Below are 12,962 nucleotides of genomic sequence, written 5' to 3' on the forward strand. Positions count from 1 at the left end.
CATGAACAGCACGCTTATCCAGACAGACCGTTTCACCTTGAGTGAAACCGAGCGCTCGGCCATCGAGCACGAGCTGCATCACTACGAAGACCCGCGCGCGGCGTCGATCGAAGCCCTGAAGATCGTCCAGAAGGAACGTGGCTGGGTGCCTGACGGCGCGCTCTACGCCATCGGCGAGATCCTCGGCATCCCGGCGAGCGACGTTGAAGGCGTGGCGACGTTCTATAGCCAGATCTTCCGTCAGCCAGTGGGCCGTCACATCATTCGCGTCTGCGACAGCATGGTCTGCTACATCGGCGGCCATGAATCGGTGGTCAGCGAAATCCAGAGCAATCTGGGTATCGGCCTGGGTCAGACCACCGCCGACGGTCGTTTCACCCTGCTGCCGGTCTGCTGCCTCGGCAACTGTGACAAGGCGCCGGCGTTGATGATCGACGACGACACTTTCGGCGATGTGCAGCCTGCCGGCGTTGCCAAATTGCTCGAGGGCTACGTATGACCCTGACTTCCTTCGGTCCAGCCAACCGCATCAAGCGTTCGGCCGAGACTCACCCGCTGACCTGGCGTCTGCGCGACGACGGCGAAGCTGTCTGGCTCGACGAGTACCAGGCCAAGAACGGTTACGCGGCAGCGCGCAAAGCGTTCGCTGACATGGCTCAGGACGACATCGTCCAGACCGTGAAAGACGCCGGCCTTAAAGGTCGCGGCGGTGCAGGCTTCCCCACGGGCGTGAAGTGGGGCCTGATGCCCAAAGACGAATCCATCAACATCCGCTACCTGCTGTGCAACGCGGACGAGATGGAACCGAACACCTGGAAAGACCGCATGCTGATGGAGCAACTGCCCCATCTGCTGATCGAAGGCATGCTGATCAGTGCTCGCGCGCTGAAAACCTACCGTGGCTACATTTTCCTGCGTGGCGAATACACCACCGCCGCCAAGCACCTCAACCGTGCCGTGGAAGAAGCCAAGGCAGCCGGTCTGCTGGGCAAGAACATCCTGGGCAGCGGCTTCGATTTCGAGCTGTTCGTCCACACCGGCGCCGGGCGTTACATCTGCGGTGAAGAAACCGCACTGATCAACTCCCTGGAAGGCCGTCGCGCCAACCCGCGCTCCAAGCCGCCCTTCCCTGCCGCCGTTGGCGTGTGGGGCAAGCCAACTTGCGTGAACAACGTTGAAACCCTGTGCAACGTGCCGGCGATCATTGCCGACGGCGTGGACTGGTACAAATCGTTGGCCCGCGAAGGCAGCGAAGACATGGGCACCAAGCTCATGGGCTTCTCCGGCAAGGTCAAGAACCCGGGCCTGTGGGAATTGCCGTTCGGCGTCACCGGTCGCGAGTTGTTCGAAGACTACGCCGGCGGCATGCGCGATGGCTTCAAGCTCAAGTGCTGGCAGCCAGGCGGCGCCGGTACCGGTTTCCTGTTGCCGGAACACCTGGACGCACAAATGTACGCCGGCGGCATCGCCAAAGTGGGCACCCGTATGGGTACCGGCCTGGCCATGGCGGTGGACGACAGCGTCAACATGGTGTCCCTGCTGCGCAACATGGAAGAGTTCTTCTCCCGTGAATCGTGCGGTTTCTGCACCCCGTGCCGTGACGGTTTGCCGTGGAGCGTCAAGCTTCTGCGCGCCATCGAAAACGGTGAAGGGCAAGCCGGCGATATCGAGACCCTGCTGGGTCTGGTCGGTTTCCTCGGCCCAGGCAAGACCTTCTGTGCTCACGCACCGGGCGCCGTGGAGCCGTTGGGCAGCGCAATCAAATACTTCCGCCACGAGTTCGAAGCCGGCATCGCGCCCACCAGCGCCGTCGTCCCGCCTCTGGCAAGGCCGATCGTAGTCGGCGCGTAAACGCTTAAAAAAGCGAAGGGTCCGTGCCCTTCGCTTTGTCGTGTGATGACGCCGTAAACGGCTGTGTTGATTCACGCGAATAACAAGATTCCATTAGCCACGCCCGCTGACACCGGGCCAACGAAGAACTTTGAACCATGGCCACTATCCACGTAGACGGCAAAGAGCTCGAAGTCGATGGGGCAGACAACCTGTTACAGGCATGTCTGTCGCTAGGCCTCGATATCCCTTATTTCTGCTGGCACCCAGCCCTAGGCAGCGTTGGCGCTTGCCGCCAGTGCGCGGTCAAGCAGTACACCGACGAGAACGACAAGCGTGGTCGGATCGTCATGTCCTGCATGACCCCCGCCACCGACGGCAGCTGGATCTCCATCGACGACGAAGAAGCGAAAGTGTTTCGCGCCAGCGTCGTCGAATGGCTGATGACCAACCACCCTCACGACTGCCCGGTCTGTGAAGAAGGCGGTCACTGCCACCTGCAAGACATGACCGTGATGACCGGCCACAACGAGCGCCGTTATCGCTTCACCAAGCGCACTCACCAGAACCAGCAACTGGGCCCGTTCATTTCCCACGAAATGAACCGCTGCATCGCTTGCTACCGCTGCGTGCGCTTCTACAAGGATTACGCCGGCGGCACCGACCTCGGTGTGTTCGGCGCCCACGACAACGTGTACTTCGGTCGCGTTGAAGACGGCACCCTGGAAAGCGAGTTCTCCGGCAACCTCACCGAGGTCTGCCCGACCGGTGTGTTCACCGACAAGACTCACTCCGAGCGCTACAACCGCAAGTGGGACATGCAGTTCTCGCCGAGCATCTGCCATGGCTGCTCCAGCGGTTGCAACATCTCCCCGGGCGAGCGCTACGGTGAACTGCGTCGTATCGAAAACCGCTTCAACGGTTCGGTCAACCAGTACTTCCTGTGCGACCGTGGCCGTTTCGGCTATGGCTACGTCAACCGCGAAGACCGCCCGCGTCAGCCATTGCTGGCCAACGGCGCCAAGCTGGGCCTGGACGAAGCGCTGGATAAAGCCGCCGACCTGCTGCGTGGTCGCAACATTGTCGGTATCGGTTCGCCACGTGCCAGCCTCGAAAGCAACTACGCGTTGCGCGAACTGGTCGGCGCCGAGCACTTCTACTCCGGTATCGAAGCCGCCGAGCTGGAACGCATTCGCCTGGTCATGCAGGTGTTGAAAGACAGCCCGCTGCCGATCCCGAACATGCGCGACATCGAAGACCACGATGCGATTTTCGTCCTCGGCGAAGACCTGACCCAGACCGCTGCACGTATGGCCCTGTCCCTGCGTCAATCGGTCAAAGGCAAAGCCGAAGACATGGCCGATGCCATGCGCGTTCAGCCTTGGCTCGACGCGGCAGTGAAGAACATCGGTCAGCACGCGCTGAACCCGCTGTTCATCGCCAGCCTGGCTGAAACCAAGCTCGACGACATCGCTGAAGAATGCGTTCACGCCGCTCCAGACGACCTGGCGCGCATCGGTTTCGCCGTGGCTCACGCCCTCGACGCCAGCGCCCCGGCGGTTGAAGGCCTCGATGCTGAAGCCCTCGAACTGGCCAAGCGCATCGCCGACGCCCTGCTCGCGGCCAAGCGCCCGCTGATCATTGCCGGCACTTCCCTGGGCTCCAAAGCCCTGATCGAAGCCGCCGCCAACATCGCCAAAGCCTTGAAGCTGCGCGAGAAGAACGGTTCCATCAGCCTGATCGTGCCAGAGGCCAACAGCCTCGGCCTGGCCATGCTCGGTGGTGACTCGGTCGACGCAGCGCTGCAAGCGGTGATCGACGGCAAGGCCGACGCCCTCGTCGTGCTGGAAAACGATCTGTACACCCGCACCGACAAAGCCAAGGTTGATGCTGCCCTGACCGCCGCGAAAGTGGTGATCGTTGCAGACCATCAGAAAACCGCCACCAGCGATCGCGCGCACCTGGTTCTGCCAGCGGCCAGCTTCGCTGAAGGCGACGGTACGTTGGTCAGCCAGGAAGGTCGCGCCCAGCGCTTCTTCCAGGTGTTCGACCCGACTTACCTCGACGCGAGCATCCTGGTTCACGAAGGCTGGCGCTGGCTGCATGCCCTGCGCGCCACCCTGTTGAACCAGCCGATCGACTGGACCCAACTGGACCACGTCACCGCCGCCGTCGCCGCCAGCACACCGCAACTGGCGGGCATCGTCGACGCTGCGCCGTCCGCCGCGTTCCGCATCAAAGGCCTGAAACTGGCTCGCGAACCGCTGCGTTACTCCGGCCGTACCGCCATGCGCGCCGACATCAGCGTGCACGAACCGCGTACTTCCCAGGACATCGACACCGCGTTCTCCTTCTCCATGGAAGGTTACTCGGGCTCGGTCGAACCGCGTCAGCAAGTGCCATTCGCCTGGTCTCCGGGCTGGAACTCGCCGCAAGCCTGGAACAAGTTCCAGGACGAAGTCGGTGGTCACATCCGCGCTGGCGACCCGGGCACCCGCCTGATCGAAAGCACCGGTGATTCGCTGAACTGGTTCGCGGCTGTTCCACGTGCATTCAACCCGGCGCCGGGCACCTGGCAGGTTGTGCCGTTCTTCCACCTGTTCGGCAGCGAAGAGACCTCTTCCAAAGCCGCGCCGGTTCAGGAACGCATCCCGGCCGCTTACGTGTCGCTGGCCAAATCCGAAGCCGATCGCCTGGGTGTCAATGACGGCGCCCTGCTCAGCTTGAACGTGGCCGGCCAGACCTTGCGTCTGCCGCTGCGCATCAACGAAGAGCTGGGTGCCGGTCTGGTCGCACTGCCGGCCGGTATCGCCGGCATTCCGCCAGCGATCTTTGGCAAAACCGTTGACGGTCTGCAGGAGGCAGCTCAATGACCTGGTTCACGCCTGAAGTGATTGACGTGATCATCGCGGTCCTCAAGGCCATCGTGATTCTGCTCGCCGTGGTGGTGTGCGGCGCGCTGCTGAGCTGGGTCGAGCGTCGTCTGCTCGCCCTCTGGCAGGACCGTTACGGTCCGAACCGCGTCGGCCCGTTCGGCGCATTCCAGATTGCAGCCGACATGATCAAGATGTTCTTCAAGGAAGACTGGACGCCACCGTTCGCCGACAAGGTGATCTTCACCCTGGCACCGGTCGTGGCCATGAGCGCCTTGCTGATTGCCTTCGCGATCATCCCGATCACCCCGACCTGGGGTGTGGCGGACATCAACATCGGCATCCTGTTCTTCTTCGCCATGGCCGGTCTGTCGGTCTACGCGGTGCTGTTTGCCGGCTGGTCCAGTAACAACAAGTTCGCCCTGCTGGGCAGCTTGCGGGCCTCGGCGCAAACCGTGTCGTACGAAGTGTTCATGGGCCTGTCGCTGATGGGCATCGTGATCCAGGTCGGCTCGTTCAACATGCGCGACATCGTTGAATACCAGGCGCAGAACCTGTGGTTCGTGATTCCGCAGATCTTCGGTTTCCTGACCTTCTTCATCGCCGGCGTCGCCGTAACTCACCGTCACCCGTTCGACCAGCCGGAAGCGGAGCAGGAACTGGCCGACGGTTACCACATTGAATATGCCGGCATGAAATGGGGCATGTTCTTCGTCGGCGAGTACATCGGCATCGTGTTGATTTCGGCGCTGCTGGTGACCTTGTTCTTCGGTGGCTGGCACGGTCCGTTCGGCATTCTGCCGCAGATCCCGTTCATCTGGTTCGCGCTCAAAACCGCGTTCTTCATCATGTTCTTCATCCTGCTGCGCGCCTCGATCCCGCGCCCACGGTATGACCAAGTGATGGATTTCAGCTGGAAGTTCTGCCTGCCGCTGACCCTCGTCAACATGCTGGTGACCGCTGCGATCGTGTTGCTCAACACGCCCGCCGTCGCGGCTCAGTGAGGATAGAGAATCATGAAGTACATATTTGACATCGTGCATGGCTTCTTCACCCAGCTTCGCAGCCTGGTGATGATCTTCGGCCATGCCTTCCGCAAGCGCGACACGCTGCAGTACCCGGAAGAAGCCGTGTACCTGCCGCCGCGCTTTCGTGGCCGTATCGTCCTGACCCGCGACCCTGATGGCGAAGAGCGTTGTGTCGCCTGCAACCTGTGCGCCGTGGCGTGCCCGGTTGGCTGCATCTCGCTGCAGAAAGCTGAAACCGAAGACGGTCGCTGGTACCCGGACTTCTTCCGCATCAACTTCTCGCGCTGCATTTTCTGCGGCCTCTGCGAGGAAGCCTGCCCGACCACCGCGATCCAGCTGACACCGGATTTCGAGATGGCCGAGTTCAAACGTCAGGACCTGGTTTACGAGAAAGAAGATCTGCTGATCTCCGGCCCCGGTAAAAACCCTGATTACAACTTCTATCGTGTTGCAGGTATGGCGATTGCCGGGAAGCCTAAAGGCTCCGCGCAGAATGAAGCCCAGCCGATCAACGTGAAGAGCTTGCTGCCTTAAGGAAGAAAGATGGAATTCGCTTTCTATTTCGCATCGGGTATCGCTGTGGTGTCCACGCTTCGCGTGATCACCAACACTAACCCTGTGCACGCCCTGCTCTACCTGATCATTTCGCTGATCGCCGTGGCCATGACGTTCTTCGCCCTCGGCGCACCGTTTGCCGGTGTGCTGGAAGTGATCGCCTACGCTGGCGCCATCATGGTGCTGTTCGTGTTCGTGGTGATGATGCTGAACCTGGGCCCGGCCTCGGTTCAGCAAGAGCGCGTCTGGCTCAAGCCCGGCATCTGGCTCGGACCGGTCGCCCTCGGCACCCTGCTGCTGGTTGAACTGTTGTACGTACTGTTCAGCGACGCCAGCGGCCAGGCCATCGGCCACACCACCGTAGACGCCAAGGCCGTGGGCATCAGCCTGTTCGGTCCTTATCTGCTGGTGGTCGAACTCGCCTCGATGCTGCTGCTTGCCGCAGCCGTCACGGCGTTCCACTTGGGCCGCAACGAAGCCAAGGAGCAATGACGATGCCTGCTATCCCTTTGGAGCATGGTCTGGCGGTCGCCGGCATCTTGTTCTGCCTCGGTCTGGTCGGCCTGATGGTCCGGCGCAACATTCTCTTCGTGCTGATGAGCCTGGAGATCATGATGAATGCCTCCGCCTTGGCCTTCATCGTCGCCGGTAGCCGCTGGGGTCAGCCGGATGGACAGATCATGTTCATCCTGGTGATCAGCCTGGCAGCCGCCGAGGCCAGTATTGGCCTGGCGATTCTGTTGCAGCTGTATCGCCGCTTCCACACTCTCGATATCGACGCTGCCAGCGAGATGCGCGGATGAATCTTCTCTATCTGACTTTCGTATTCCCTCTCATAGGTTTCCTGCTGCTGTCGTTCTCACGCGGCCGCTTCTCGGAAAACCTGTCGGCGCTGATTGGCGTCGGTTCCATCGGCTTGTCTGCCATTGTCACGGCCTACGTGATCTGGCAATTCAACGTCGCCCCGCCTGAAGGCGGTCACTACACGCAAGTGTTGTGGCAGTGGATGGCGGTGGAAGGCTTCACGCCGAACTTCGCGCTGTACCTGGATGGCCTGTCCGTGACCATGCTCGGCGTGGTCGTCGGTGTCGGCTTCCTGATCCACCTGTTCGCGTCCTGGTACATGCGCGGTGAAGCCGGTTACTCGCGCTTCTTCGCCTACACCAACCTGTTTATCGCCAGCATGCTGTTCCTGGTCCTGGGCGATAACCTGTTGTTCCTGTACTTCGGTTGGGAAGGCGTGGGCCTGTGCTCGTACCTGTTGATCGGTTTCTACTACAGCAACCGCAACAACGGTAACGCGGCACTCAAAGCCTTCATCGTGACCCGTATCGGCGACGTGTTCATGGCGATCGGCCTGTTCATCCTGTTCCAACAGTTGGGCACGCTGAACATCCAGGAACTGCTGGTGCTGGCACCGCAGAAATTCCAGGCCGGCGACTTCTGGATGGTCATGGCCACCCTGATGCTGCTGGGCGGCGCTGTCGGTAAATCCGCGCAACTGCCACTGCAAACCTGGCTGGCGGACGCAATGGCCGGTCCTACCCCTGTTTCGGCACTGATCCACGCCGCAACGATGGTGACCGCGGGCGTCTACCTGATTGCCCGTACCCACGGCCTGTTTGCGTTGGCGCCGGACATCCTGCAGCTCGTTGGCATCGTCGGCGGCGTAACCCTGGTACTCGCCGGTTTTGCCGCACTGGTCCAGACCGACATCAAACGTATCCTCGCCTACTCGACCATGAGCCAGATCGGCTACATGTTCCTGGCGCTGGGCGTTGGCGCATGGGATGGCGCGATTTTCCACCTGATGACCCACGCCTTCTTCAAGGCACTGTTGTTCCTTGCGTCCGGTGCGGTGATCGTTGCCTGCCACCATGAGCAGAACATCTTCAAGATGGGCGGCCTGTGGAAGAAACTGCCGCTGGCCTACGCCAGCTTCATCGTCGGCGGCGCGGCACTGTCCGCCCTGCCACTGGTGACCGCAGGCTTCTACTCCAAGGACGAAATCCTCTGGGAAGCGTTTGCCAGCGGCAACCACGGTCTGCTCTACGCAGGTCTGGTCGGCGCGTTCATGACTTCGCTGTACACCTTCCGCCTGATCTTCATCGCGTTCCACGGTGAAGCGAAGACTGAAGCGCACGCCGGTCACGGCATCGCTCACTGGCTGCCGCTGTCGGTGCTGATCGTGCTGTCGACCTTCGTCGGCGCGATGATCGTTCCACCGCTGCACGGCGTGCTGCCGGAAAGCGTCGGCCATGCCGGCGGCGAAGCCAAGCACAGCCTGGAAATCGCCTCGGGCGCCATCGCCCTGGCCGGTATCCTGCTGGCCGCGCTGCTGTTCCTCGGCAAGCGTCGTTTCGTCACTGCAATCGCCAACAGCGGCATCGGCCGCTTCCTTTCGGCCTGGTGGTTCGCTGCCTGGGGCTTCGACTGGATCTACGACAAACTGTTCGTCAAGCCATACCTTGCGATCAGCCACGCACTGCGCAAAGACCCGCTCGACCAGACCATCGGTCTGATCCCGCGTATGGCCAAAGGCGGTCACACCGCCCTGAGCCGTACCGAAACCGGTCAACTGCGTTGGTACGCGGCATCGATGGCAGCCGGCTCCGTGCTGGTCATCGGCGCCATCGTGCTGGTAGCGGTCTGAATATGAACCTTGCGAACTTGCGAAAGGAATTGAGCCCGTCATGATTCTGCCTTGGCTAATCCTGATCCCCTTCATCGGCGGCCTGCTGTGCTGGATGGGTGAGCGCTTCGGCGCTACCCTCCCCCGCTGGATTGCGCTGTTGACCATGACCCTGGAACTCGCGCTCGGCCTCTGGCTGTGGGCCCACGGTAATTATTCATTTGCTCCGGCGCCTGGCGCCGATCCGACCTGGGCGCTTGAGTTCAAGCACATCTGGATCGAGCGCTTCGGCATCAGCGTGCACCTGGCGCTCGATGGCCTGTCGCTGCTGATGATCCTGCTGACCGGTCTGCTGGGTATCCTCTCGGTACTCTGCTCGTGGAAAGAGATCCAGCGTCACGTTGGCTTCTTCCACTTGAACCTGATGTGGATCCTGGGCGGTGTCGTCGGCGTGTTCCTCGCCCTCGACCTGTTCATGTTCTTCTTCTTCTGGGAAATGATGCTGGTGCCGATGTACTTCCTCATCGCGCTCTGGGGTCACAGTTCTTCGGACGGCAAGAAAACCCGGATCTACGCGGCGACCAAGTTCTTCATCTTCACTCAGGCGTCCGGCCTGATCATGTTGGTGGCGATCCTGGGTCTGGTGTTGGTCAACTTCAACAGCACCGGCGTGATCACGTTCAACTATGCCGACCTGCTGAAAACCAAGATGTCGCTCACCACCGAGTACATCCTGATGCTCGGCTTCTTCATCGCCTTCGCGGTGAAGCTGCCGGTGGTGCCGTTCCACTCCTGGCTGCCTGACGCTCACGCCCAGGCACCAACAGCGGGTTCGGTCGACCTGGCCGGTATCTTGTTGAAGACGGCGGCTTACGGTCTGCTGCGTTTCGCCCTGCCGCTGTTCCCGAATGCCTCGGCCGAGTTCGCGCCGATTGCCATGACCCTGGGTCTGATCGGGATCTTCTACGGTGCGTTCCTGGCCTTCGCCCAAACCGACATCAAGCGTCTGATCGCCTACTCCTCCGTTTCCCACATGGGCTTCGTGTTGATCGGCATCTACTCCGGCAGCCAACTGGCGCTGCAGGGCGCGGTGATGCAGATGCTGGCGCACGGTCTGTCGGCCGCGGCACTCTTTATCCTCAGCGGTCAGTTGTACGAACGCACCCACACCCGCGACATGCGTGAAATGGGTGGCCTGTGGTCGAAGATCGCTTACCTGCCTGCCATCAGCCTGTTCTTTGCCGCCGCGTCCCTGGGCTTGCCGGGTACCGGTAACTTTGTGGGTGAGTTCCTGATCCTGATCGGCACGTTCCCGGCCGCCCCATGGATCACGATCATCGCGACGTCCGGTCTGGTGTTCGGTTCGGTCTACTCGCTGATCATGATCCACCGTGCCTACTTCGGCCCGTCCAAATCGGACGCGGTGCTGCATGGCATGGATGGTCGCGAACTGATCATGGTGGTCGGTCTGGCGGCACTGCTGATTTACATCGGCGTGTACCCGCAACCGTTCCTCGATACCTCTGCTGCGACGATGCATGGCGTGCAGCAATGGCTCGGCACCGCCTTCACTCAACTCGCTTCGGCCCGGTAAGAGCGCTATGGAATTCACGACTCAACACTTTATTGCGCTTGCGCCGTTGTTGATCACCAGCGCCACGATCATCGTGGTGATGCTGGCAATCGCCTGGCGCCGCAACCACTCACAGACCTTCCTGATCTCCGTGGCGGGTCTGAACCTGGCGTTGCTGTCGATCCTGCCAGCCCTGAAAGTCGCGCCCCTGGCCGTGACTCCGTTGCTGCAGATCGACACCTTCGCTTGCCTGTACATGGCGCTGATCCTGGTCGCCACCCTCGCCTGTGTAACCCTCGCCCACGCCTACCTTGGCGATGGCGGTTCGGGTTACCCGGGCAACCGTGAAGAACTTTACCTGCTGATCCTGATGGCCGCCGCCGGTGGCCTGGTCCTGGTCAGCGCGCAGCACCTGGCCGGGTTGTTCATCGGTCTGGAACTGCTTTCGGTGCCGGTCTACGGTCTGGTGGCTTATGCCTTCTTCAACAAGCGCTCGCTGGAAGCCGGTATCAAGTACATGGTGCTGTCGGCGGCCGGTTCGGCGTTCCTGTTGTTCGGCATGGCCCTGCTCTACGCCGACTCCGGCAGCCTGAGCTTCGTCGGTATCGGCCAGGCCCTCGCGGCCACCGGCCTGCCAAGCTCGCTGGCACAACTGGGCCTGGGCATGATGCTGATCGGTCTGGCGTTCAAACTGTCGCTGGTTCCGTTCCACCTCTGGACCCCGGACGTCTACGAAGGTGCTCCGGCACCGGTGGCGGCGTTCCTGGCGACCGCATCCAAAGTGGCTGTGTTCGCGGTGATGGTGCGTCTGTTCCAGATCTCCCCGGCGGCAAGCAGCGGTGTGCTGAGCGACGTGCTGACCATCATCGCCATTGCGTCGATCCTGTTCGGTAACCTGCTGGCACTGACCCAGAGCAACCTCAAGCGTCTGCTGGGTTACTCGTCCATCGCTCACTTCGGTTACCTGCTGATTGCCTTGGTGGCAAGCAAGGGTCTGGCCGTGGAAGCCATCGGCGTGTACCTGGTCACCTACGTCATCACCAGCCTCGGCGCGTTCGGCGTGATCACGCTGATGTCCTCGCCGTACAACGGCCGTGACGCCGATGCCCTGTACGAATACCGCGGCCTGTTCTGGCGCCGTCCGTACCTGACCGCCGTCATGACCGTGATGATGCTGTCCCTGGCCGGTATCCCGCTCACCGCGGGCTTCATCGGCAAGTTCTACATCATCGCCACCGGTGTCGAGTCGCACCAATGGTGGCTGGTCGGTTCCCTGGTACTGGGCAGCGCCATCGGCGTCTTCTACTACCTGCGCGTCATGGTCACCTTGTACCTGATCGAACCGAACCTGCGCCGCCACGATGCGCAACTGCACTGGGAACAACGTGCAGGCGGCGTGATGCTGCTGGCCATCGCTCTGGTGGCATTCTTCCTCGGCGTCTACCCGCAGCCATTGCTGACCCTGGTTCAGCAGGCGGGTCTGGCGGGCTGATCGCATAGCGACACTCGGTAGAAAACAGAAACGGCACCTTCGGGTGCCGTTTTTGCGTTTGTGGGATCGTGATGTTCAGGCATCGTTTTATGCACCGCCTCAGAGGTCAGTCCCACTGCGAAGTATCCCCTCTCTTTTATCGAACGCTCTCACCGCACGGGTCGATTCGTCCTACAGGTGTTTTTACAACCGGGGTCTACCGTTGAAAACGGGAATGAAAAGGATGGCTTCAATGCCTTGACCTATTCGTTTATCGAGACAAAACTATACGTAGGTAGCGTACAGAACATGGATGCTCTTTTCATCGAATTACGTATGTTCCAGAAACATCGAGACGAGTACCTGGATGACGATCTGTTTCGCAGCTTTCAACTGGAGTTGCTGAAGAATCCAGAAGCGGGCGATCTCATTGAGGGCACCGGTGGGCTGCGCAAAATCCGCTTCTGCGATCAACGACGAGGCAAGGGCAAGCGCGGCGGATTGCGGGTGATTTATTACGGGTGGTCAGGCTTCGATCAATTCTGGCTGTTCACCGTGTATAGCAAAAACGAGCAAGACGACCTGTCGCCCTCCCAGAAAAACATTTTCAGACAAGCGCTAGATAGAGAAATCAACACGAGATCCCACTATGAAACGTGACATTTTTTCCGAACTGATGGATGGCCTCGAAGCGCTGGCCGAAGAGCGCCAAGGCAAGATCACTCTGCGCACCCACAAGGTCCAGCTGCCAAAACTGATGCCCATCACGGCCGAGGAAGTGGTTGCCATACGCCAACAGCTCAACCTCTCCCGGCCAGTGTTCGCCATGTATCTGCGCACCAACACCCGAACCCTTGAGAACTGGGAACAGGGACGGGCAATACCCAATGCCCAAGCCACGACCCTGATACGTCTGGTTGAACGCTTTCCGCAGACAATCGAACAGCTCGCAGCCCTGACCTGAATGCTCAGGGCTGTTACTCCAGCCACATAACGAAAT

12 protein-coding genes are annotated in these 12,962 nt (G+C 60.8%); all 12 read left to right on the top strand.

All coding sequences use genetic code 11. The features are described from left to right. The first annotated feature begins 1 nt into the window (after position 1). The gene (nuoE, locus tag BLU63_RS31765) at positions 2-499 is read left to right on the top strand and encodes an NADH-quinone oxidoreductase subunit NuoE (protein WP_007946422.1); all 498 of its coding nucleotides are present in this window, start codon (positions 2-4) and stop codon (positions 497-499) included. After that, positions 496-1,851: an NADH-quinone oxidoreductase subunit NuoF gene (gene nuoF / locus BLU63_RS31770; protein ID WP_010458862.1), complete on the top strand. Its 1,356-nt coding sequence runs from the start codon at positions 496-498 to the stop codon at positions 1,849-1,851. The genes nuoE and nuoF overlap by 4 nt, the downstream gene beginning before the upstream one ends. Before the next feature lie 137 nt (positions 1,852-1,988). Then, entirely contained in the window at positions 1,989-4,703 is a 2,715-nt protein-coding gene (gene nuoG, locus BLU63_RS31775; RefSeq protein ID WP_083377169.1) for an NADH-quinone oxidoreductase subunit NuoG, read from the top strand. Next, positions 4,700-5,707: an NADH-quinone oxidoreductase subunit NuoH gene (gene nuoH / locus BLU63_RS31780; protein WP_008146046.1), complete on the top strand. Its 1,008-nt coding sequence runs from the start codon at positions 4,700-4,702 to the stop codon at positions 5,705-5,707. The genes nuoG and nuoH overlap by 4 nt, the downstream gene beginning before the upstream one ends. A gap of 12 nt (positions 5,708-5,719) precedes the next feature. After that, a complete protein-coding gene (nuoI, locus tag BLU63_RS31785) occupies positions 5,720-6,265 on the top strand; it encodes an NADH-quinone oxidoreductase subunit NuoI (protein WP_007905075.1) in 546 nt (181 codons plus the stop codon). 9 nt (positions 6,266-6,274) lie between these two features. Then, positions 6,275-6,778, top strand: a complete 504-nt coding sequence (gene nuoJ / locus BLU63_RS31790) for an NADH-quinone oxidoreductase subunit J (RefSeq protein ID WP_007905076.1) — start codon at positions 6,275-6,277, stop codon at positions 6,776-6,778. Positions 6,779-6,780: 2 nt separating this feature from the next. Beyond that, on the top strand, positions 6,781-7,089 hold the full coding sequence (gene nuoK, locus BLU63_RS31795) for an NADH-quinone oxidoreductase subunit NuoK (protein WP_010458852.1): 309 nt from the start codon (positions 6,781-6,783) through the stop codon (positions 7,087-7,089). Continuing rightward, positions 7,086-8,939: an NADH-quinone oxidoreductase subunit L gene (gene nuoL / locus BLU63_RS31800; protein ID WP_010458850.1), complete on the top strand. Its 1,854-nt coding sequence runs from the start codon at positions 7,086-7,088 to the stop codon at positions 8,937-8,939. The genes nuoK and nuoL overlap by 4 nt, the downstream gene beginning before the upstream one ends. A 40-nt stretch (positions 8,940-8,979) precedes the next feature. Beyond that, on the top strand, positions 8,980-10,512 hold the full coding sequence (gene nuoM, locus BLU63_RS31805) for an NADH-quinone oxidoreductase subunit M (protein ID WP_010458848.1): 1,533 nt from the start codon (positions 8,980-8,982) through the stop codon (positions 10,510-10,512). Between the two features lie 7 nt (positions 10,513-10,519). Then, positions 10,520-11,983, top strand: a complete 1,464-nt coding sequence (gene nuoN, locus BLU63_RS31810; RefSeq protein ID WP_010458846.1) for an NADH-quinone oxidoreductase subunit NuoN — start codon at positions 10,520-10,522, stop codon at positions 11,981-11,983. A 288-nt stretch (positions 11,984-12,271) separates the two neighbouring features. Continuing rightward, positions 12,272-12,622, top strand: coding sequence for a type II toxin-antitoxin system RelE/ParE family toxin (locus BLU63_RS31815; RefSeq protein ID WP_083377329.1), 351 nt, complete (start codon positions 12,272-12,274; stop codon positions 12,620-12,622). Next, a complete protein-coding gene (locus BLU63_RS31820) occupies positions 12,612-12,926 on the top strand; it encodes a helix-turn-helix domain-containing protein (RefSeq protein ID WP_010458842.1) in 315 nt (104 codons plus the stop codon). Before BLU63_RS31815 ends, BLU63_RS31820 begins: the two co-directional genes overlap by 11 nt. The last annotated feature ends 36 nt before the right edge of the window (positions 12,927-12,962 follow it).

It is taken from the genome of Pseudomonas mandelii (assembly GCF_900106065.1).
In the GTDB taxonomy this organism is placed as follows: Bacteria; Pseudomonadota; Gammaproteobacteria; order Pseudomonadales; family Pseudomonadaceae; genus Aquipseudomonas; species Aquipseudomonas mandelii.

Bases quoted from the DNA above. Each gene is read 5' to 3' on its own strand.
- nuoE (WP_007946422.1), top strand. From the start codon at position 2: ATGAACAGCACGCTTATCCAGACAGACCGTTTCACCTTGAGTGAAACC.
- nuoF (WP_010458862.1), top strand. From the start codon at position 496: ATGACCCTGACTTCCTTCGGTCCAGCCAACCGCATCAAGCGTTCGGCC.
- nuoG (WP_083377169.1), top strand. From the start codon at position 1,989: ATGGCCACTATCCACGTAGACGGCAAAGAGCTCGAAGTCGATGGGGCA.
- nuoH (WP_008146046.1), top strand. From the start codon at position 4,700: ATGACCTGGTTCACGCCTGAAGTGATTGACGTGATCATCGCGGTCCTC.
- nuoI (WP_007905075.1), top strand. From the start codon at position 5,720: ATGAAGTACATATTTGACATCGTGCATGGCTTCTTCACCCAGCTTCGC.
- nuoJ (WP_007905076.1), top strand. From the start codon at position 6,275: ATGGAATTCGCTTTCTATTTCGCATCGGGTATCGCTGTGGTGTCCACG.
- nuoK (WP_010458852.1), top strand. From the start codon at position 6,781: ATGCCTGCTATCCCTTTGGAGCATGGTCTGGCGGTCGCCGGCATCTTG.
- nuoL (WP_010458850.1), top strand. From the start codon at position 7,086: ATGAATCTTCTCTATCTGACTTTCGTATTCCCTCTCATAGGTTTCCTG.
- nuoM (WP_010458848.1), top strand. From the start codon at position 8,980: ATGATTCTGCCTTGGCTAATCCTGATCCCCTTCATCGGCGGCCTGCTG.
- nuoN (WP_010458846.1), top strand. From the start codon at position 10,520: ATGGAATTCACGACTCAACACTTTATTGCGCTTGCGCCGTTGTTGATC.
- BLU63_RS31815 (WP_083377329.1), top strand. From the start codon at position 12,272: ATGGATGCTCTTTTCATCGAATTACGTATGTTCCAGAAACATCGAGAC.
- BLU63_RS31820 (WP_010458842.1), top strand. From the start codon at position 12,612: ATGAAACGTGACATTTTTTCCGAACTGATGGATGGCCTCGAAGCGCTG.